17 protein-coding genes are annotated in these 18,847 nt (G+C 72.9%); 8 read left to right on the top strand and 9 right to left on the bottom strand.

Annotated features, from left to right (window positions below):
• Nucleotides 1-79: 79 nt before the first annotated feature.
• The 3 genes from ACIPPM_RS03350 to ACIPPM_RS03340 are packed head-to-tail and all read right to left on the bottom strand — an operon-like array spanning nt 80 to nt 4,669.
• Nucleotides 80-2,254, bottom strand: coding sequence for a 3-hydroxyacyl-CoA dehydrogenase NAD-binding domain-containing protein (locus tag ACIPPM_RS03350; RefSeq protein WP_401442355.1), 2,175 nt, complete (start codon nt 2,252-2,254; stop codon nt 80-82).
• A gap of 50 nt (nt 2,255-2,304) precedes the next feature.
• On the bottom strand, nt 2,305-3,519 hold the full coding sequence (locus ACIPPM_RS03345) for an acetyl-CoA C-acetyltransferase (protein ID WP_350901260.1): 1,215 nt from the start codon (nt 3,517-3,519) through the stop codon (nt 2,305-2,307).
• Nucleotides 3,520-3,541: 22 nt separating this feature from the next.
• Entirely contained in the window at nt 3,542-4,669 is a 1,128-nt protein-coding gene (locus tag ACIPPM_RS03340) for a CaiB/BaiF CoA transferase family protein (protein WP_401442354.1), read from the bottom strand.
• 222 nt (nt 4,670-4,891) lie between these two features.
• Here ACIPPM_RS03340 and ACIPPM_RS03335 point away from each other — a divergent pair, with 222 nt between their 5' ends.
• A complete protein-coding gene (locus ACIPPM_RS03335; protein ID WP_401442352.1) occupies nt 4,892-6,094 on the top strand; it encodes a saccharopine dehydrogenase family protein in 1,203 nt (400 codons plus the stop codon).
• Nucleotides 6,095-6,171: 77 nt separating this feature from the next.
• Nucleotides 6,172-6,342: a histone-like nucleoid-structuring protein Lsr2 gene (locus ACIPPM_RS03330; protein WP_401442351.1), complete on the top strand. Its 171-nt coding sequence runs from the start codon at nt 6,172-6,174 to the stop codon at nt 6,340-6,342.
• Nucleotides 6,343-6,352: 10 nt separating this feature from the next.
• Here the strand turns inward: ACIPPM_RS03330 and ACIPPM_RS03325 are convergent, their stop codons facing one another.
• Entirely contained in the window at nt 6,353-7,048 is a 696-nt protein-coding gene (locus tag ACIPPM_RS03325) for an endonuclease V (RefSeq protein ID WP_401442350.1), read from the bottom strand.
• Nucleotides 7,049-7,090: 42 nt separating this feature from the next.
• Between ACIPPM_RS03325 and ACIPPM_RS03320 the strand changes: the two genes are divergently transcribed.
• On the top strand, nt 7,091-7,387 hold the full coding sequence (locus ACIPPM_RS03320; RefSeq protein WP_401442348.1) for a YciI family protein: 297 nt from the start codon (nt 7,091-7,093) through the stop codon (nt 7,385-7,387).
• Nucleotides 7,388-7,399: 12 nt separating this feature from the next.
• Here ACIPPM_RS03320 and ACIPPM_RS03315 read toward each other — a convergent pair whose 3' ends face one another.
• On the bottom strand, nt 7,400-7,729 hold the full coding sequence (locus tag ACIPPM_RS03315; RefSeq protein WP_401442347.1) for a plasmid stabilization protein: 330 nt from the start codon (nt 7,727-7,729) through the stop codon (nt 7,400-7,402).
• Nucleotides 7,730-7,928: 199 nt separating this feature from the next.
• Here ACIPPM_RS03315 and ACIPPM_RS03310 point away from each other — a divergent pair, with 199 nt between their 5' ends.
• The 3 genes from ACIPPM_RS03310 to ACIPPM_RS03300 all read left to right on the top strand — a co-directional run bounded on the left by ACIPPM_RS03310 (nt 7,929) and on the right by ACIPPM_RS03300 (nt 11,426).
• Nucleotides 7,929-8,345 (top strand): SsgA family sporulation/cell division regulator, encoded by a 417-nt coding sequence (locus tag ACIPPM_RS03310; RefSeq protein ID WP_399711263.1) that lies wholly within the window; start codon nt 7,929-7,931, stop codon nt 8,343-8,345.
• Nucleotides 8,346-8,654: 309 nt separating this feature from the next.
• Nucleotides 8,655-10,280: an ABC-F family ATP-binding cassette domain-containing protein gene (locus ACIPPM_RS03305; protein WP_401442345.1), complete on the top strand. Its 1,626-nt coding sequence runs from the start codon at nt 8,655-8,657 to the stop codon at nt 10,278-10,280.
• Nucleotides 10,281-10,448: 168 nt separating this feature from the next.
• Nucleotides 10,449-11,426, top strand: a complete 978-nt coding sequence (locus tag ACIPPM_RS03300; protein WP_401442344.1) for an acyl-ACP desaturase — start codon at nt 10,449-10,451, stop codon at nt 11,424-11,426.
• A gap of 23 nt (nt 11,427-11,449) precedes the next feature.
• Here ACIPPM_RS03300 and ACIPPM_RS03295 read toward each other — a convergent pair whose 3' ends face one another.
• Complete coding sequence (locus ACIPPM_RS03295) at nt 11,450-11,695, bottom strand: WhiB family transcriptional regulator (RefSeq protein WP_389001862.1); 246 nt, start codon at nt 11,693-11,695, stop codon at nt 11,450-11,452.
• A gap of 192 nt (nt 11,696-11,887) precedes the next feature.
• Between ACIPPM_RS03295 and ACIPPM_RS03290 the strand changes: the two genes are divergently transcribed.
• Nucleotides 11,888-12,676, top strand: a complete 789-nt coding sequence (locus ACIPPM_RS03290) for a VOC family protein (protein WP_401442342.1) — start codon at nt 11,888-11,890, stop codon at nt 12,674-12,676.
• Here ACIPPM_RS03290 and ACIPPM_RS03285 read toward each other — a convergent pair.
• Both ACIPPM_RS03285 and ligD read right to left on the bottom strand, forming a co-directional pair.
• Complete coding sequence (locus tag ACIPPM_RS03285) at nt 12,673-13,680, bottom strand: LacI family DNA-binding transcriptional regulator (RefSeq protein WP_401442341.1); 1,008 nt, start codon at nt 13,678-13,680, stop codon at nt 12,673-12,675. The genes ACIPPM_RS03290 and ACIPPM_RS03285 overlap by 4 nt on opposite strands.
• A gap of 55 nt (nt 13,681-13,735) precedes the next feature.
• The gene (gene ligD, locus ACIPPM_RS03280) at nt 13,736-14,758 is read right to left on the bottom strand and encodes a non-homologous end-joining DNA ligase (protein ID WP_401442340.1); all 1,023 of its coding nucleotides are present in this window, start codon (nt 14,756-14,758) and stop codon (nt 13,736-13,738) included.
• A 73-nt stretch (nt 14,759-14,831) separates the two neighbouring features.
• On the opposite strand from ligD, the gene ACIPPM_RS03275 reads away from it, so the two are divergent.
• Entirely contained in the window at nt 14,832-15,908 is a 1,077-nt protein-coding gene (locus ACIPPM_RS03275; RefSeq protein ID WP_401442338.1) for an ATP-dependent DNA ligase, read from the top strand.
• A gap of 7 nt (nt 15,909-15,915) precedes the next feature.
• Here the strand turns inward: ACIPPM_RS03275 and ACIPPM_RS03270 are convergent, their stop codons facing one another.
• A complete protein-coding gene (locus ACIPPM_RS03270) occupies nt 15,916-18,597 on the bottom strand; it encodes an ATP-binding protein (RefSeq protein ID WP_401442336.1) in 2,682 nt (893 codons plus the stop codon).
• Between the last annotated feature and the right edge of the window lie 250 nt (nt 18,598-18,847).

Genomic DNA, 18,847 nt, shown 5'->3' with positions numbered 1-18,847 from the left:
ACCCGGCACGGAGTGGAGGAGACGACGAGGAGCGCCCCCGGAGGAACAGGTCCCCGAGGCGCGCCCCTCGTGACGGACGTCAGCGGGCGTCCGTGAACGTCTCCCCCCGCTCCGCCTTCTCCACCAGCAGCGCCGGGGGCGTGAACCTCTCCCCGTACCGTTCCGCCAGCTCGCGCGAGCGGGCCACGAATCCGGGCAGGCCGCCCTCGTAACCGTTGATGTACTGGAGGACGCCGCCGGTCCAGCCGGGGAAGCCGATGCCGAGGATGGAGCCGATGTTGGCGTCGGCAACGGAGGTGAGGACGCCCTCTTCCAGGAGGCGGACGGTGTCCAGGGCCTCCGAGAACAGCATGCGCTCCTGCATGTCCTCGAACGGGATCTCATGCCCCGGCTTGGTGAAGTGCTCGCGCAGGCCCGGCCAGAGGGTGGTGCGCTTGCCGTCCTCGTAGTCGTAGAAGCCCGCGCCGCCGCTGCGGCCGGGGCGGTCGAACTCGTCGACCAGGCGGTCCACGACCTCGTCGGCGGGGTGCGCGGTCCAGGTGCCGCCCGCCTCCTCCACGGCCCGGCGGGTCTCGGCGCGGATCTTGCGCGGGAGGGTGAGGGTCAGCTCGTCCATCAGGGAGAGGACCTTCGCCGGGTAGCCCGCCTGGGCCGCCGCCTGCTCGACCGAGGCCGGTTCGATGCCCTCGCCGACCATCGCGACGCCCTCGTTGATGAAGTGGCCGATCACCCGCGAGGTGAAGAAGCCGCGTGAGTCGTTGACCACGATCGGCGTCTTGTTGATCTGCCGGACCAGGTCGAAGGCGCGGGCCAGCGCCTCGTCGCCGGTGCGCTCGCCCTTGATGATCTCGACCAGCGGCATCTTGTCGACCGGCGAGAAGAAGTGCAGCCCGATGAAGTCGCCCTGGCGCTCGACGCCCTCGGCCAGCGCGGTGATGGGCAGCGTGGAGGTGTTGGAGCAGAGGAGGGCGTCCGGGGCGACGACGGACTGGATCTCCTGGAACACCTTGTGCTTGAGCGACGTGTCCTCGAAGACCGCCTCGATCACCGCGTCGCAGCCCGCGAGGGCGGCCGCGTCGGCGGCCGGGGTGATGCGGGCCAGCAGGGCGTCGGCCTTCTCCTGGGAGGTACGGCCCTTGGCGACGGCCTTGGCGCACAGCTTCTCGGAGTAGCCCTTGCCCTTGGCGGCCGATTCGAGCGAGACGTCCTTGAGGACGACCTCGATGCCCGCGCGGGCGCAGGAGTAGGCGATGCCCGCGCCCATCATGCCCGCGCCGAGCACGGCGACCTTGCGGACCTTGCGCGGTTCGATGCCCTGGGGGCGGCTGAGGCCGGAGTTGACGGCCTGGAGGTCGAAGAAGAACGCCTGGATCATGTTCTTCGCGGTCTGCCCGGCGGCCAGCTCCACGAAGTACCGCGCCTCGATGACCTGCGCGGTCTCGAAGTCGACCTGGGCGCCCTCGACGGCGGCGGCCAGAATGTTGCGCGGCGCCGGGTAGGGCGCGCCGTTGGTCTGCTTGCGCAGCGAGGCCGGGAAGGCGGGCAGGTTGGCGGCGAACTTCGGGTTGGCCGGGGTGCCGCCGGGGATGCGGTAACCGGGCTGGTCCCAGGGCTGCCTGGACTCCGGGTTGGCGTCGATGAAGGCACGGGCCCGCGCGGTCAGCTCCTCCGGCGTCTGGACCACCTCGTGCACGAGCCCGTTGTCCAGCGCGCGGCGCGGGTTGTACTGGGTGCCCTGGAGGAGGACCTTCAGCAGCGCGTCGGTGATGCCGAGCAGCCGGACCGTACGGGCGACGCCGCCACCGCCGGGGAGCAGACCGAGAGTTACCTCGGGGCAGCCGATGCGGGAGCCGGGGGCGTCCAGCGCGATGCGGTGGTGGCAGGCGAGGGCGATCTCGAAGCCGCCGCCGAGGGCCGCGCCGTTGATCGCCGCGACGACCGGAACGCCCAGGGTCTCGATGCGGCGCAGGTCGCGCTTGATGGCGAGGCCGCCGTCGAAGAGGTCCTGGGCGGTGTCGGGGGTGACCTGGATGAGGTCGCGCAGGTCGCCGCCCGCGAAGAAGGTCTTCTTCGCCGAGGTGAAGACGATGCCGCGGATCGAGTCCTTCTCGGCCTCCAGCCGGTCGGTGATCACGGCGAGGGAGTCGCGGAACGCCTGGTTCATGGTGTTCGCGGACTGGCCGGGGTCGTCGAGGACGAGGGTGACGACACCGGTGTCGTCCTGTTCCCAGCGGATGGTGGTGCTCTCGGTCATGACAGTCGTCTCCGTAGAAGTCGCTTGGTTCCGCTGATTCCGCTGGGAGTTCAGACGCGTTCGATGATCGTCGCGATGCCCATGCCGCCGCCGACGCACAGGGTGGCCAGGCCGTACCGCTTGTCCTGGCGCTCCAGTTCGTCCACGAGGGTGCCGAGGATCATCGCGCCGGTGGCGCCGAGGGGGTGGCCGAGCGCGATGGCGCCGCCGTTGACGTTGACCTTGTCCAGGGACAGGCCCATGTCCTTGACGAAGCGCAGCACGACGGCGGCGAACGCCTCGTTGATCTCGACCAGGTCGATGTCGTCGATGGTCAGCCCGGCCTTGGCGAGCGCCTTGCGGGTGGCCGGGGCGGGGCCGGTGAGCATGATGGTGGGCTCGGAGCCGGAGACGGCGGCGGAGACGATCCGGGCGCGCGGGGTGAGCCCGTACCGCTCCCCCACCTCGCGGGAGCCGATGGCGACCAGGGAGGCGCCGTCGACGATGCCGGAGGAGTTGCCCGCGTGGTGGACGTGGTCGATCTTCTCCACCCAGTGGTACTTCTGCAGCGCGACCGCGTCGAACCCGCCCAGCTCGCCGATGTCGGCGAAGGACGGCTTGAGACCGGCGAGGGAGTCCGCGGTGGTGCCGGGGCGGGGGAACTCGTCGTGGTCGAGGACGGTGAGGCCCGCACGGTCCTTGACGGGGACCACCGAGCGTTCGAAGCGGCCTCCCTTGATCGCGTCGGCGGCGCGCTCCTGGGACAGGGCCGCGTACTCGTCGACGTCGCGGCGGCTGAAGCCCTCGATGGTGGCGATGAGGTCGGCGCCGATGCCCTGCGGGACGAAGTTGGTGGCGAGGTTGGTCATCGGGTCGTTGAACCAGGCGCCGCCGTCCGAGGCCATCGGCACCCGCGACATCGACTCGACACCGCCCGCCAGCACCAGGTCCTCCCAGCCGGAACGGACCTTGGCGGCGGCCGTGTTGACGGCCTCCAGGCCCGAGGCACAGAAGCGGTTCTCCTGTACGCCCGCCACGGTGTCCGGGAGGCCCGCGGCGACGGCGGCGATGCGGGCGATGTCGGAGCCCTGGTCGCCGACGGGGCCGACGACGCCGAGCACGATGTCGTCGATGGCGGCCGGGTCCAGGCCGGGGAAGCGGGCGCGGATCTCGTGGATCAGGCCGACGACCAGGTCGATCGGCTTGGTGCCGTGCAGTGCGCCGTTGGCCTTGCCTCGGCCGCGCGGGGTGCGGATCGCGTCGTACACGAACGCTTCGGTGGTCACTGGTGTGCCTTTCGGGAGGGTGTCAGGCGGTGGCTTGCGGGAGGTCCCAGTCGCGGGTCACGTCCTCGGCGCCGGTGCCGGGCAGGGCGGGGCCGGAGCGGACGCGGGTGGGGGTGGCGGAGAAGCGCGGGGCGGGGGCGGGCTGGACCAGCCCGTCGTGCTCGGTGAAGGTGCCGCGGGCGGCGAGGTGGGGGTGGTCCGGGGCCTCGCGCAGGCCCAGTACGGGCGCCACGCAGGCGTCGGTGCCCTCGAAACGGGACGTCCACTCGGCACGGGTACCGGACTTGAAGCGGGCCGCCACCCGCTCGCGCAGCTCGGGCCAGCGGGCCGGGTCGTGGTGGGCGTCGGCCAGGCCGTCGAGGTCGAGGAGGCGGAGGAACTCGGCGTAGAACCGGGGTTCCAGGGCGCCGACCGCCATGTACTTCCCGTCGGCGGTCTCGTAGGTGCCGTAGTAGGGGCAGCCGCCGTCCAGGAGGTTGGCGGCGCGGCGGTCCTGCCAGGCACCGGCGGCGAGCATGCCGTGGATCATGGCGGAGAGGTGGGCGGTGCCGTCCACGATGGCGGCGTCCACGACCTGGCCGGTGCCGGTGGCGCGGGCGTGGTGCAGGGCGGCGAGGACGCCGACGACGAGGTAGAGGGAGCCGCCCGCGTAGTCCCCGAGGAGGTTGGCGGGCAGCGCCGGGGGTTCGCCGGGGCGGCCGATCATGCCGAGGGTGCCGGTGACGGCGATGTAGGAGGCGTCGTGCCCGGCGCGGTCGGCGAGCGGGCCGTCCTGGCCCCAGCCGGTCATCCGGCCGTAGACCAGACGGGGGTTGCGGGCGTGGCAGTCGGCGGGGCCGACGCCGAGCCGCTCGGCGACGCCGGGGCGGTAGCCCTCGATCAGGATGTCGGCGCGCTCGGCGAGGTCGAGCACGCGCGCGGGGCCGTCCGGGTCCTTGAGGTCGACCACGACGGAGCGCTTGTTGCGGTTGGTGACGTCGCGCGCGGGGTCGATGCCGAGGCCGGGGCCGTCGGGGCGGTCCACCCGGACCACGTCGGCGCCCAGGTCGGCCAGCAGCATCGCGGCGAAGGGGCCGGGGCCGATCCCGGCCAGCTCCACCACGCGCACCCCGCCGAGCGGGCCCTGTTCCGGCGTCGTTGCCGTCGTCATGCCGTCATGCCCCCAAGCGCGTATGACACAAACGATGTAACACCGGTGATGCTAGGAACACCGTCCACCGGGCACAAGACCTGAACGAGCGGGCGCTTAGCGAAGTGCCCCGGTGCGCCCTGATTCCCCGGAGCCGTCGCACGGGGCGCCCTTCGGGTCCCGCACCGTTCACGCTAGCCTCGGGCCCCGACAGCTGCGCGGGCTGCCTGGGCAAGGAGTGTCATGAGCAGGCTGAAAACGACGGACCGCCCCTACGACATCGTGCTGTTCGGCGCCACCGGCTTCGTCGGCACGCTGACGGCGGAGTATCTCGCCGAGCACGCTCCCGAGGGCCTGCGCTGGGCCGTCGCGGGCCGGGACCCCGGAAAGCTGGAGGCGCTGCGCGACCGGCTGCCCGGCGGCTCGGCCATCGGAGTGCTCCGCGCCGACGTCGGCGAACCCGCCACCCTGCGCGCGCTCGCGGAACAGGCCCACGTGGTCGCCTCGACCGTCGGCCCGTACGTCACCTACGGCGAGGAACTGGTCGCCGCCTGCGCCGACAGCGGCACGGACTACCTCGACCTGACCGGCGAGCCCGAGTTCGTGGACCTGATGTTCATCCGCCACGACGCCCGCGCCCGCGAGACCGGCGCCCGCCTGGTGCACGCCTGCGGTTTCGACTCCGTACCGCACGACCTGGGCGCCTATTTCACGGTGCGACAACTGCCCGAGGGGGTGCCGCTGCGGGTGGACGGGTTCGTCACGGTGGACGCCACCTTCTCCGGCGGCACGCTCGCCTCGGCGCTGAACCAGTTCGCGCGGCCCGGCAGCATGTGGGCGGCGGCCCGCGACCGGGCCCGGCACGAGCCGCGCCTGATGGGCCGCCGGGTCTCCGCCCCCGCCGGCGCGCCCCGGTTCGCCGGGGAGGTCGGCGCCTGGGCGCTGCCGCTGCCCACCATCGACCCGCAGATCGTGTCCCGCTCCGCCAGGTCCCTGGACCGCTACGGCCCCGACTTCCGCTACCGCCACTACGCGGCGGTCGAGCGCCTCCCGATCGCGGCGGCCGGGGTGGCGGGCGTCGGCGTCCTCGCGTTGGCGGCCCGGCTCGCCCCCGTGCGCTCCTGGCTCTCCGGTCGGCTCCAGCCCGGCGAGGGCCCGGACGCCGAGAGGCGCGCCCGGAGCTGGTTCCGTATCCGCTTCGTCGGCGAGGGCGGCGGGCGGCGCGTCTTCACCGAGGTCACGGGCGGCGACCCCGGCTACGGGGAGACCGCGAAGATGCTCGCGGAGGCGGCCCTGTCCCTGGCGACGGACGACCTCCCGGACCGCTCCGGCCAGCTCACCCCGGTGACCGCGATGGGCGACGCCCTGCTGGAACGGCTCCAGTCCGCGGGGATCGGGTTCCGGGTGGTGGCGGAGCGGAGCGTGGCGCCCGACGAGAAGGGGTGACCCGGTCGGCACCGCCGCCTCGCACGGGGCGCGTGATGCCGACAGGGGATGTCAGTGCCTCCGCGTAGGGTCGGGCCATGGATCACGAAGCGGGAGAGGCTCGCGGCACGGAGGGCGACGTGGCAGAGGTGAAAGAGGTGCGCGGCGCGGGGAACGACGCGATAGAGCGCTGGGCCCGCGCGCACGGCTACGTCGTCCACCACCGGGGGCGCATCCCCGCGGACATCCGCCAGCCGTACGAGGGTTGACGGCGGGGGCTCAGCTCTCCGCCGCCTCCCGCAGTGCCCGCCTGCACAGCGCGTCCGCTCGGCGGGTCGTCTCCGGGAGGCGGTAGCGCGGGGTCAGGGTGAGGGTGTGGGCGAGGGCGTTGTCGAGCGTGACGCGGTGGCCCACCGAGACGTAGACCGGTTTCACCCCGCTCCGGGTGCGCAGCGCCGCGCCCACCTCCTCGCCGTCCTCCGTGAGCAGCGGGGCGGTGCTCCCCCGTGCCGGTGCCAGGGTCGGGTGGGTGAAGGTGAAGGGGTTCTTGGCGACGCCCAGCGTGGGCAGGCCGGTCAGGACGCCCAGGTGGCTGGCGAGGCCGAAGCGGCGGGGGTGGGCCAGGCCGTAGCCGTCGCAGACGACCAGGCCGGGCGGGCAGGGCAGCGCCGCCAGGGCCGCGCGCACGGCGGGCAGCTCGCGGAAGGCGAGCAGGCCGGGGACGTAGGGGAAGGCGACGCGGCCCACGGCCGTCGACTCCGCGACCGTCTCCAGCGTCGCCGCGTCCAGGACCACGGCCGCCGCCGCGACCAGGTCGCGTGCGTCGTCGTAGGCCACGTCCACGCCGGTGACATGCCCGGTGCCGGGCGGCGGGCCGGGCTCGTCGCGGACGACCCGGCCGCGCAGCGCGTCCTGGACGGCGCGGGCCTGCTCCTCGGTGGTCGGCCAGTCGGCCGGAACCTGTGCGGTGATCATGGTGGCCATGACCCTACGGGGCGCGGGGGTAGGCTCGCGATCATGTTCGTACTGGAGCTGACCTACACCGCCCCGCTCGACGCTGTCGACGCCGCGATGACCGCTCACGTGGCCTGGCTGGACGAGCAGTACGACAACGGGCTGTTCCTGGCCTCCGGCCGCAAGAACCCCCGTGACGGCGGGGTGATCCTGGCCGTCGCGGACAGCCGGGCGGAGATCAAGGCGGTCGTCGCGGCCGACCCGTTCGTCACGGCCGGGGTGTGCGAGTACCGCGTCACCGAGTTCACCGCCACGAAGACGGCGCCCGAGCTGGCGCGGTACCGGCAGAGCGCGGGCTGAGCCCGCTCCGGCTCACTTCTTCTCGTCCAGCGCGCGCCGGAGCTGCTCCTTGTTCATGTCGGAGCGGCCGTGGATGCCGCGCTGTCTCGCCTCGTTGTACAGCTGGTCGTAGGTCGGGCCCTGCGAACCCTTCCCGGAGCGCAGCCCGCCGCGCCGCCCGGAGGAGATGTCCTCGGTCGAGGTACGGCTGGCCGTCCTGGACTCCCCCGCGCGGGCGCGCTCCTTGTTGACCGTGCGCGCGGCGATCTCCTCGGCGCGGTCCTCGCTCGCGCCGCGCTCCAGCTCGCTGTCCTTGATGTGCTCGTACTGCCGCTCACGCTTGGGACTGGAACCGGCCGGCATGATCGCTCCCTCCGCAGGGCCCTCGCAGGCTGTCCGGTACGGGACCGAGTACCCGGATTCGAGCCCGTTTCGCACCCCGGAATCGTGACCGAGGTCACTCCCACCGGGTGTGCACGGAACGGAGGCTTCCGTCGTCTCTCCCGGTGTCGGGCCGCGACCCGCGCAGGCAATGTCCCGCCGTCCCGAGGGAGCACAGGCTTTGTCCACCGTGATCGAGGCGATCGTGGAGGCGCGACTCGTCGCCGCCGCACCGCGCATGCCGAGCATTCCCGCCGCTCTGCACTACGACCGGCGCGACCCCTACGCCGTCCGGATGACCTTCCCCGCCCCGGCCACCCTGGCGGGCGTGGAGGTGTGCTGGACCTTCTCCCGCGAACTGCTCTCCGCCGGACTGCACGAGCCGCAGGGGCAGGGGGACGTACGCGTGCGGCCGTACGGCTACGACCGGACGGTGCTGGAGTTCCACGCGCCGGAGGGCACCGCGGTGGTGCATGTGCGCTCCGGGGAGATCCGGCGCTTCCTGCGGGCGGCCGGGGAGCTGGTGCCGGTGGGCCTGGAGCACCTTCAGGTCGACCTGGACCACGGTCTGGCCGAGCTGATGCGGGACTCCGGCTGAGCGGCTGAGCGGGCGGCTCCCGTTTCCGCTCCCGTGTTAATCGCGTTGACAGGCTTCACGGCCGTTCGTAGCGTGTTCACCGGTTCTGTTGCCGTCGATAGGAGAAGGACGTTGCTCGTCTGAGGTCATGAGACATCGCGTTCACACCGGTGAGGTGTGCGTGGCGTTCGACCTCGGCGTACGAGCCGTCCCTCAGGCACAGGCCCCTTTTTTTCTGCCAGGCCAGGTGTCTCCAGGCTTCCGGTTTCCGCCCCGCGGTGTCTCGTCAGTTCCCCCGACCAGACCGCACCCGGCAACCGTGAGGCCCCTATGTCATCACCCGCGACTTCGCTCTCCGCCACCTCCCTGACCTTCGCCTGGCCGGACGGCACCCCCGTCCTGGACGGCCTCGACATCTCCTTCGGCCCCGGCCGCACCGGCCTGGTCGGCGCCAACGGCTCGGGCAAGTCCACCCTGCTGAAGCTGCTCTCCGGCGCGCTCGTCCCGACGGACGGCACCGTCCGGGTGTCCGGCGAGATCGGCCTGCTCCCCCAGAACGTCACCCTCGACACCACCCTCCGGGTCGACCAGGCCCTCGGCATCGCCGCCAAGCGGGCCGCGCTGCACGCCATCGAGGCGGGCGACGCCGCGGAGGAGCACTTCGACACCCTCGACGAGGACTGGGACGTGGAGGAGCGCGCCCTCGTCACCCTCGGCGAACTCGGCCTCGGCCACATCGGCCTGGACCGCACCGTCGGCGAGGTCTCCGGCGGCGAGTCGGTGCTGCTCCGGCTGGCCGCGCTGCTGCTGCGCCGCCCGGACGTGCTGCTGCTGGACGAGCCCACCAACAACCTGGACCTCTACGCCCGCCGCAGGCTCCACGCGGCGGTGGCAAGCTGGCCCGGCGTCCTCGTCGTGGTCAGCCACGACCGCGAACTGCTGGACCTGGTCGACCAGATCGCCGACCTGCGCGCCGGGGAGGTCGCCTGGTACGGCGGCAACTACTCCGCCTACGAGGACGCCCTCGCCGTCGAACAGGAGGCGGCCGAGAGGACGGTGCGCGCGGCCGAGGCCGACGTCCGCAAACAGCGCAGGGAACTCACCGACGCCCACATGAAGCTGGCCCGCCGCAAGCGGTACGGGCAGAAGATGTACGACTCCAAGCGCGAGCCGAAGATCGTGATGGGCGCCCGCAAACGCGCCGCCCAGGAGTCCGCGGGCAAGCACCGCATCATGCACGAGGAGCGGCTCGCCGAGGCCCGGGAGCGGCTGGACGAGGCGGTGGAGGCGGTCCGGGACGACGACGAGATCCGCGTCGAGCTGCCGTACACCGCGGTGCCGCCGGGCAGGCAGGTGCTCACGCTGGAGAAACTGGAGACGGTCCACGGGCCGCGCGTGGAGGGCTTGTTGGACCTGCGCGGCCCGGAGCGGATCGCGCTCGTCGGACGCAACGGTGCCGGGAAGACGACCCTGCTGCGGACCATCACCGGGGAGCTGTCCCCGGTCGCCGGGCTGGCCGAGGCCCATGTGCCGCTGCGCTTCCTCCCCCAGCGGCTCGATGTGCTGGACGACGCGGCGACGGTCGCGGAGAACGTGGCCCGGTTCGCGCCGGGCGCCACCCCCAACCGCATTCGGGCCCGCCTGGCCCGCTTCCTGTTCCGGGGCAAGCGGGCCGACCAGCTCGCGGGCACCCTGTCCGGCGGCGAGCGGTTCCGGGCGGCGCTGGCCGCGCTGCTGCTGGCCGAACCCGCCCCGCAACTGCTGCTGCTGGACGAGCCGACCAACAACCTGGACATGGCGAGCGTGCGTCAGCTGACCTCGGCGCTGGAGTCGTACGAGGGCGCGCTGATCGTCGCCGGGCACGACCTGCCGTTCCTGGACTCCATCGGGATCACCCGCTGGCTGCTGGTGGCCGACGGGGTGCTGCGGGACGCGACACGGGAGGAGATCGGCTAGCCGAGCCGAGGGGGCGGGCTGGTCGGAGTCCTTACGCCCGCCTTAACCTACGGCTTCGTAACCTACGGACACGTAGGCTACGAAGCCGTAGGTTCACGGCACCGCCCTCCTGGGCGGGGATGTCGGCGAATCTCCCTTTTCTGCTCGGCCGTTTCTTGGAGTACCCCCGTGACGCTCACCTCCCCTCACCTCGGCAGCCCGTCCGCCGCCTGGACCGACGCGCGACTGCTGTTCGCGCTGGAAGAAGTGGTCGAGACGGAGCTGAACCGGCACCTGAAGGTCGCCAAGGACTGGATGCCGCACGAGTACGTGCCGTGGAGCGACGGGCGCAACTTCCCCGGTCTCTTCGAGGACGGCGAGGCATGGGGGAAGGAGCAGTCCAAGGTCACCGACATCGGCCGGGTCGCGCTGGTCGTCAACCTGCTGACCGAGGACAACCTGCCCAGCTACCACCACGAGATCGCCTCGCTCTTCGGCCGTGACGGCGCCTGGGGCACCTGGGTGCACCGCTGGACCGCCGAGGAGGGCCGGCACGGCATCGTGATGCGCGACTACCTGCTGACCTCCCGCGCGGTCGACCCGGACGCGCTGGAGCGGTTCCGGATGTCGCACATGAGCGAGGGCTTCGAGTCCGACAACCGGCACTCGATGCTGCACTCGATCGCGTACGTCGCCTTCCAGGAGCTGGCCACCCGGATCTCGCACCGCAACACCGGCCACCAGTCGGGCGACCCGGTGTGCGACCGCATGCTGGCCCGCATCGCCACCGACGAGAACCTGCACATGGTCTTCTACCGGAACCTGCTGAAGGCAGCGTTCGAGCTCGCGCCCGACCTGACCATGCAGGCGGTCCGCGACGTGGTGGTCGACTTCCGCATGCCCGGCCACGGCATTCCCGGCTTCGAGCGCGCGGCCGCGCAGATGGCCATAGGGGAGGTCTACAACCTCCGTATCCACCACGACGACGTGCTCCAGCCGGTGCTGCGCTTCCTGAAGGTCATGGACATCGACGGCCTGGGCCCGGAGGGCCTCAAGGCCCAGGAGGAGCTGGGCGTGTTCATGGGCGGGTTGGACTCGGAGGCCGCCAAGTTCGACGAGCGCCTCGCGGCCCGCAAGGCCCGCATGGCGGCGCGCGCGGCAGGCTGAGGCCGGGCCGTGGGGCCCGTGTTTCAGCGGGCCTCGCGGCGCAGGGCGAGCCGTTCGCGTTCGGACAGGCCGCCCCAGACGCCGAAGCGTTCGTCGTGGGCGAGGGCGTAGTCGAGGCAGGCGGGGCGGATCTCGCACAGCGCGCAGATCCGTTTCGCCTCGCGCACCGAACTGCCGGGCTCGGGGAAGAAGAAGTCCGCCCCGGTCTGCGCGCACAGGGCCTGCCCCTGCCAGGCGGAATCGGCCGGTGTGATCGTCTCGATGTGCATGGCCAGGATCGTGCCGCGCGCCGAAAAACGTTTGATCAACGTTGTGTCGACAAGGGCCGCGGGTGGGCCGTACCGATGATCCTCCGCCCGGACACGCCCGCGCACGGCGGCGCGCGGGGCGATCTTCCCCGCCCGGTGCCAGACTCGTCGGTGCCAGGACGGCACGGCCGACGGTCCCCGAGGAGGGCGCGCATGCTCACCACCCGTTTCCCCGACGGCGCCGCGAACTGGATCGACCTCGGCTCCCCCGATCTGGCGGCGAGCCTCGCGTTCTACGGCGGCCTCTTCGGCTGGCAGGCCGTTCCGGCGGGCCCGGAGACGGGCGGCTACGTCCTCCTCCAGCTCGACGGCCGTACCGTCGCGGGCGCGATGGCGCTCGACCCGGAGCGGGGCCGGGCGGGCTGGACGGTGTACTTCCGCTGCGCGGACGCGCTGGGCACCGCGGAGGCGGCCGGGGTGGCGCACGGCACGGTGGTGTTCTGGCCGACGGAGCTGCTGGGACTCGGCCGGGTGGCGGGCCTGAAGGACCCGGCCGGGGCGGCGTTCCGGGTCTGGCAGCCGGACCCGGTCGAGGGCCTGGCCGCGGCGACCGAGCCGGGTGCCCTGTGCTGGGTCGAACTGCACACCCCGGACGTGGCGGCGGCCGCCGCCTTCTACCACCGGGTGCTCGGCGTGGAGACCTCCGGCGTGGCCTTCCCCGGCGGTGTCTACACCTCGCTGTACCCCGGCGGCGCCGACGAGCAGGCCGCGTTCGGTGGCATCGTCCCCACCTTCGAGGGCTCCACCGACACCACCCCCTCCTGGCTCCCGTACTTCGGCGCCGCCGACACCGATGCCGTGGTGGCCCGCGCGGAGGAACTCGGCGGCTCGGTACGCCTCCCCGCGACCAGCGTCCCCGGCGTGGGCCGCCTGGCCCGCCTCGCCGACCCGCACGGGTACGAGTTCGCGGTGATCAAGGGCGACCCCTCGCAGGACGCCTAGGCCGAGGCCCGGCGGACGATCGTCGTCGGGAGGATGACGCCGCCCGTGGGGCCGCCGGTCAGGAGGAGGCGGGCCATCAGGCGGCCCATCTCCTCTATGTCCTGGCGGACCGTGGTGAGCGGGGGGTCGGTCTGTTCGGCGACCGGGGCCATGTCGTCGAAGCCGATCACCGCGACGTCCTCGGGGACGCGTCGGCCGTGGGCGCGCAGGACGCGCAGCGCGCCGAGGGCGGTGAGGTCGTTGGCGGCGAAGACGGCGTCGACGTCGGGGCGGCGGGCGAGGAGTTCACGCATGGCGTGCTCACCGCCGGCCGGGGTGAAGTCGCTCTCCACGACCAGTCCGGGGTCGGCGTCGCCCATCACGTCGCGGTAGCCGTCCAGCCGGTCCACCGCGGAGGTCTGGTCCAGGGCGCCGGTGATGTGCGCGATCCGGGTCCGGCCGAGCCCCACGAGGTGCCGTACCGCGTCACGGGCGCCGCCCCGGTTGTCGCTGTCGACGTACACCGCGCCGCCCGTGTCCCCCTCGTCCCAGTCGGGGCGACCGCCGAAGACGGTGCGGACGCCCGCGTCACGGATCAGGCCGGGCAGCGGGTCGTCCAGGTGGAGGGAGAAGACGAGGGCGCCGTCGACATGGCCGCCCGCGAGATAGCGGGCGACGCGGGCGTGGTCGTCGCGGCCCTCGGTGAGCAGCAGGACCAACTGGTTGTCGTGGGCGGTGAGTTCCTTGCTGATGCCGCGCAACTGGGCGGCGAAGAAGGGGTCCGCGAAGACCCGGGTGCCGGGTTCGGCGATGACGACCGCGACGGCGTCGTGCCGCTTGGTGACGAGGCTGCGCGCGGCCTGGTTGGGGACGTAGCCGAGTTCGTCGACCGCCTGGCGGACGCGGGTGACGAGCGAGTCGCGTACGCCGTCGCCGCCGTTGACGACACGCGAGACGGTGGCGCGGGACACCCCGGCCCGCGCGGCCACTGCCTCCAGCGTGGGACGCGACACTGCCTCGGTCACTCGGTGCTCCTCATCGGCGGCTGTGATCAGGATAGCCGCGGGGCCTCTTCGCGGATCAGGACGGCGTCTGGTCCTTGCGGGCCCGGCTCGGCTGTACGCGCTTGGGTTCGCCGGGCATCTTCGGGTACTCCGGCGGATACGGCAGATCACCCAGGCCGTGTTCGGCCTCGTCGCGGCGGGCCAGGTCCAGCAGGCCGTCGAGGGAGTAGGCGTGGTCGTCCATGTCGGCGTGCACGTCGCCCAGTTCGGCGAAGCGGCGCGGCATGGTGACGATGTCGAAGTCACGCGGGCGGGCGTCGGCGACCTCGTCCCAGCGCAGCGGTGCGGAGACGGTGGCGTCGGGCCGCGGGCGGACGGAGTAGGCGGAGGCGATGGTGCGGTCGCGGGCGGTCTGGTTGTAGTCGACGAAGATGCGTTCGCCGCGCTCCTCCTTCCACCACTTCACCGTGACGTGCTCGGGCATCCGGCGGGCCAGTTCGCGGCCGACGGCGATGGCCGCGCGCCGTACCTGGGTGAAGGTCCAGCGCGGTTCGATGGGCACGAAAACGTGCAGGCCGCGACCGCCGGAGGTCTTCGGCCAGCCGCGCAGGCCGCCGAACTCGTCCAGGACCGCGCGGAGTTCGAAGGCGGCGCGGACCGCGTCCTCGTAGCCGGTGCCGGGCTGCGGGTCGAGGTCGATGCGGAGCTCGTCGGGATGGTCGACGTCGTCGCGGCGCACCGGCCAGGGGTGGAAGGTGAGCGTGCCGTACTGGGCGGCCCACACCGCGGCCGCCTCCTCGGTGGGGCACATCTCGTCGGCGCTGCGCCCGCTGGGGAAGGTGATGTGGGCGGTGGGAATCCAGGACGGCATGTTCTTCGGGGCGCGCTTCTGGTAGAACCACTCCCCCTCCAGGCCCTCCGGGTAGCGCTGGAGGGTGGTGGGGCGGTCGCGCAGGGCGCGCAGGATGCCGGGGCCGACCGACGCGTAGTACTGGGCGATGTCCAGCTTGGTGTAGCCGTGCGCGGGGAAGAACACGCGGTCCGGGTGGGTCAGCCGTACGGTCCGGTCGCCCACCTGAAGTTCCACCGCGTCGCCCATGCGGCCACCGTAGGCGTACCCCGCGCGGCCCGCACACCGGGCGGTGGCGGGTGGGGGCGCGCAGAATCGGCGTATGGACCTGCCGGTGATGCCACCCGTGAAGCCGATGCTCGCCAAGGCGGTGGCGAAGATCCCGCCGGGCATGCACTACGAGGCGAAGTGGGACGGCTTTCGGGCGATCGTGTTCCGCGACGGCGACGAAGTGGAGCTGGGCAGCCGCACCGGCAAGCCGCTGACCAGGTACTTCCCCGAGCTGGTGGCGGCGCTGAAGGAGCGGTTGCCCGAGCGGTGCGTGGTGGACGGGGAGATCGTGATCGCGCGGGACGGCCATCTGGACTTCGACGCGCTGACCGAGCGCATCCATCCGGCGGAGTCACGGGTGCGGACGCTGGCCGAGCGGACCCCGGCGTCCTTCGTCGCCTTCGACCTGTTGGCGCTGGACGACCACGCCCTGCTGGACGTCCCCCTGACCGACCGGCGGGCGCTGCTGGAGCGGGCGCTGGCCGGGGTGACGCCGCCGGTGCATCTGGCGCCCGCGACGACCGACGCGGCGGAGGCGGAGCGCTGGTTCGAGCAGTACGAGGGCGCCGGGCTCGACGGGGTGGTGGCCAAGCCGCTCACCGTGCCCTACCTCCAGGACGAGCGGGCCATGTTCAAGGTCAAGCACGAGCGGACGGCGGACGTGGTGGTCGCCGGGTACCGCCTGCACAAGAGCGGCCCGGTGGTGGGCTCGCTGCTGCTCGGGCTGTACGACGACACGGGCGCGCTCCAGCACGTGGGGGTGGCGGCCGCGTTCACGATGAAGCGGCGCGCGGAGCTGGTGGAGGAGCTGGCGCCGCTCCGGATGGACGACGTGAGCGGGCATCCGTGGGCGCGCTGGGCGGAGGAGGCGGCGCACGAGACGGCCCGGCTGCCGGGGGCGCCGAGCCGCTGGTCGGGCAAGAAGGACCTGTCCTGGGTGCCGCTGCGCCCGGAGAAGGTCACGGAGGTGGCGTACGACCACATGGAGAACGGCCGCCGCTTCCGGCACACCGCCCGCTTCCGCCGCTGGCGCCCGGACCGCACCCCGGAGAGCTGTACGTTCGCCCAGCTGGAGGAGCCGGTGCGCTACGACCTGGCGGAGATCCTGGGCGGCGCGCCGGAGCGGTGAGCCCCCGTCAGCCGCCGAGGCTCTCCAGTGCCTCGCTCGCGCGGGCCACGAGTCCGTCCGCGCCGCACGCCTGGGCGAGGTCGCGGCCGCGGGTGAGTTCGGCGCGGGAGCGGGCGAGGATGCCGTGTTCGACGCGGGCGGCGGCGTGCTCGTACTGGCAGGGGGACGCCTCCAGATAGGCGACGGCCTTGGCGGCGAGGCGTTCCGCGCGCGGGCCGGTCTCCAGGGCGGCGGCGCACCGCAGGGCCTCTCCTATGGCGGTGTCCGTGCCGAACCGCTCGGCCTGGCGGCGGGCGTCGGTGAGGAGCGCGCGGGCCCGGTCCGGGTCGTGGTCGGCGAGCGCCCTGGCCAGGTCGACGGCCCACGGGGCGAGGACCGGGTTGTGGCCGCCCCGGGAGGCGGCGGCCTTCTCGGCGGCCTCCAGTTCGTTGACGCCCTCCTCGGTGCGGCCGACGGCGAGCAGCAGCCGTCCGCGTACGGAGCGGATGTCGGGCAGCACGATGGTGGAGGGGTAGGGCGGGGCGAAGCCGTACTGCTCGGCGACGGACCAGGCCTGGGCGACGTGGCCGCGGGCGAGCAGGGTGTCGATGAGTCCGCAGGTCGCCGACCAGTACAGCGGCAGGCCGCGGCCGACGCGTTCGGCCAGCCGGAGTGCCTCGCGCAGCGCGGTCTCGGCGTCCTGGAGCTTGCCCTGCCTGCGGTAGGCGAGGCCGAGGTAGGCGTTGGCCAGGGAGAGGTGGCCGCCGTGCCAGCCGGCCCGGGTGTAGGCGCGCAGGGCCTCGGAGAAGAGGCTCTCGGCGCGGTCGAGCCGGTCGGTGTGGGCGTAGGCGCTGCCGAGCATCATCAGCAGCTCGACGCCCCACTCGTCGTCGGTCCAGCCGAGGCCGGGTGCGAGGCGGCCGTTGACCAGGGCGCGGTCGCACAGCTCGACCACCTGCTCGGCGTTCTCCCCGTGGGTCATGGCGTCGAAGCCGCGCAGGATCAGCAGGGCACGTTCGGAGTTGTCGCGGCCGACGCAGGTGGCGGCGAGTTCGGCCAGGCGCCGGGAGCGTTCCGGGGAGACGGTCTCGCCGTGGACGGCCTCCCAGGTGAACTGCACGGCCTGGAGCCGCATCCGCACCGGTCCCGGCTCGTGCCGGTGGGCCTCGGCCTCCACGGTGCGGACGGCCTCCTCCAACTGGTCGTTGTGCAGCAGGGCCTGGGAGAGCCGGATGGAGGCGTCGACGCGCTGGGCGCTGTCGAGTCCGGGGGTGATGGCGAGGGCGTCCCGCAGATGCTCGATGGTGAGCGCGGGCGCCGACAGCAGCCTGGCGCGGCCGAGTTCGTACAGCACCTGAGCCCGCACCTGGGGCAACGGCGGTTCTTCCAGGGCGCGTTCGAGACAGGCGCAGGCGGCGTCGGGGGCGCCGACGGCGAGGTGTTCGCGGGCGGCCTCCCGCAGTTGTTCGACGAGGCTCTCGTCGCCGTCGGGGTGCACCTTCAGCAGATGCCGGGCGGCCTCGGCGGCGCTGCGTCCGGTCTCGGTGACGATGTTCGCGGCGATGCCGTGCATGGCGGTGCGCATGCCGTCCGTGATGGAGTCGTAGACGGCGGAGGCGATCAGCGGGTGCACGAACTCCAGCGTGACGTCCTGCGGTCGGGGCGCGGCCGGGTCGGGGGCGACCTCGGCGAGGATGCGGGCGCCGCAGAGCAGTTCGGCGCAGCGGGTGGCGGTGTCGGCGTCCAGCATGGCGAGCCGGGCGACGAGCGCGACGGGGCTGCCGGTGCCGAGGATGGCGGCGGCCCAGGCGAACTTGGTGGGTTCGAGGCCGAGTTCACCGAGCCGGTCGACGAGGCCGCCGCCGCGCGCGGAGCGGTTGAGGTCGCGCAGTTCGGCGGCTCGGTCCTCGACGGGGTGGAGTTCGCGGTCGCGGACCTTGGCGAGGAGTTCCACGGTGTCGTAGGCGTTGCCGCCGGTGACGGCCCACACCTCGCGGCAGAACGGGTCGTCGGCCTGCGGGCCGACGGTGGCGCGGGTGAGTCCGGCGGTGGCCTGCGGGGTGAGCGCGCTGAGGTTGCTGACGGGACGGCCCGCGGCGGCGATCTCGTCGAGCAGGCGGGCGCTCTCGCCGTGGGCCTCGCCGGGCCTGCGGGCGACCACGACGAGCACGGGCAGCTCGGCCAGCCGCCGGGCGAGGGCGGCGAGCCAGCGCAGCGTCTCCAGGTCGGCCCAGTGGGCGTCGTCGACCACGAGGACCAGCGGATAGGCACGGTCGGCGAGTCGGCCCACCGCGTACACGAGTCCGTCGCACACGGCGCTCGGGTCGGGGCTGACCTCGCCGGGCTCCACTATGCCGAGGGCGGGGCCGGAGATGTCGTACCAGGAGTCGAGGTAGTCGCGGGTCTCGTCCGGGGTGAGGGCGGCGAGCGCGGGCTGGAGGAGCTGCCGCAGGACGTGGAACGGGACGGACTTCAGGGTCTCGCCCGCTCGCGCCGACCAGACCACGCAGCCGCGTCGTTCGGCGATGCGGCGTATCTCGGTGAGCAGCGCGGTCTTGCCGAGTCCGGCCTCGCCGCGGAAGAGGAGGAGGCTGCCGCCGGACGCCTGGTCGGCGCACAGCACCTCGATCGCCTCGGTGACGGTGGCGATCTCCGCTTCCCGTTCCCACAGGAAGCCCGAGGCGGCCGAGTGTGGCCGTCCCTCCGTCATCCCGTTACCTCCACAGGTTGTCCGAACAGCGTACGAACCACGAGCGTAGCCGCCTGGACGGGCCGTTGGCGCCCGCTCGGGGCAGGTGTTGTCCCGCTGGGTGAACCGGGTCGCGGCCCGGCTGACGAACACCCCGCCCGACCGGCCGGTTTGTGTGTAGTCGCCCGTCAACTCCGTTGAGGAAGGCACTTATTGACCTGGAATCAGATAAACCTGTGAATCGGGACCGGTTTCCTCCGCCCGGCCCTCG

This window comes from Streptomyces sp. NPDC090119, from assembly GCF_044747085.1.
Taxonomy (GTDB): domain Bacteria; phylum Actinomycetota; class Actinomycetes; order Streptomycetales; family Streptomycetaceae; genus Streptomyces.
The sequence above is the reverse complement of the archived record's forward strand: the minus strand, read 5'-3'. Positions and strand labels throughout refer to the sequence as shown.

Excerpts from the sequence above, each read along its gene's own strand:
- ACIPPM_RS03350 (WP_401442355.1), bottom strand. The coding sequence starts at position 2,254 with ATGACCGAGAGCACCACCATCCGCTGGGAACAGGACGACACCGGTGTC.
- ACIPPM_RS03340 (WP_401442354.1), bottom strand. The coding sequence starts at position 4,669 with ATGACGACGGCAACGACGCCGGAACAGGGCCCGCTCGGCGGGGTGCGC.
- ACIPPM_RS03335 (WP_401442352.1), top strand. The coding sequence starts at position 4,892 with ATGAGCAGGCTGAAAACGACGGACCGCCCCTACGACATCGTGCTGTTC.
- ACIPPM_RS03330 (WP_401442351.1), top strand. The coding sequence starts at position 6,172 with ATGGATCACGAAGCGGGAGAGGCTCGCGGCACGGAGGGCGACGTGGCA.
- ACIPPM_RS03325 (WP_401442350.1), bottom strand. The coding sequence starts at position 7,048 with ATGATCACCGCACAGGTTCCGGCCGACTGGCCGACCACCGAGGAGCAG.
- ACIPPM_RS03320 (WP_401442348.1), top strand. The coding sequence starts at position 7,091 with ATGTTCGTACTGGAGCTGACCTACACCGCCCCGCTCGACGCTGTCGAC.
- ACIPPM_RS03315 (WP_401442347.1), bottom strand. The coding sequence starts at position 7,729 with ATGCCGGCCGGTTCCAGTCCCAAGCGTGAGCGGCAGTACGAGCACATC.
- ACIPPM_RS03305 (WP_401442345.1), top strand. The coding sequence starts at position 8,655 with ATGTCATCACCCGCGACTTCGCTCTCCGCCACCTCCCTGACCTTCGCC.
- ACIPPM_RS03295 (WP_389001862.1), bottom strand. The coding sequence starts at position 11,695 with ATGCACATCGAGACGATCACACCGGCCGATTCCGCCTGGCAGGGGCAG.
- ACIPPM_RS03290 (WP_401442342.1), top strand. The coding sequence starts at position 11,888 with ATGCTCACCACCCGTTTCCCCGACGGCGCCGCGAACTGGATCGACCTC.
- ligD (WP_401442340.1), bottom strand. The coding sequence starts at position 14,758 with ATGGGCGACGCGGTGGAACTTCAGGTGGGCGACCGGACCGTACGGCTG.
- ACIPPM_RS03275 (WP_401442338.1), top strand. The coding sequence starts at position 14,832 with ATGGACCTGCCGGTGATGCCACCCGTGAAGCCGATGCTCGCCAAGGCG.
- ACIPPM_RS03270 (WP_401442336.1), bottom strand. The coding sequence starts at position 18,597 with ATGACGGAGGGACGGCCACACTCGGCCGCCTCGGGCTTCCTGTGGGAA.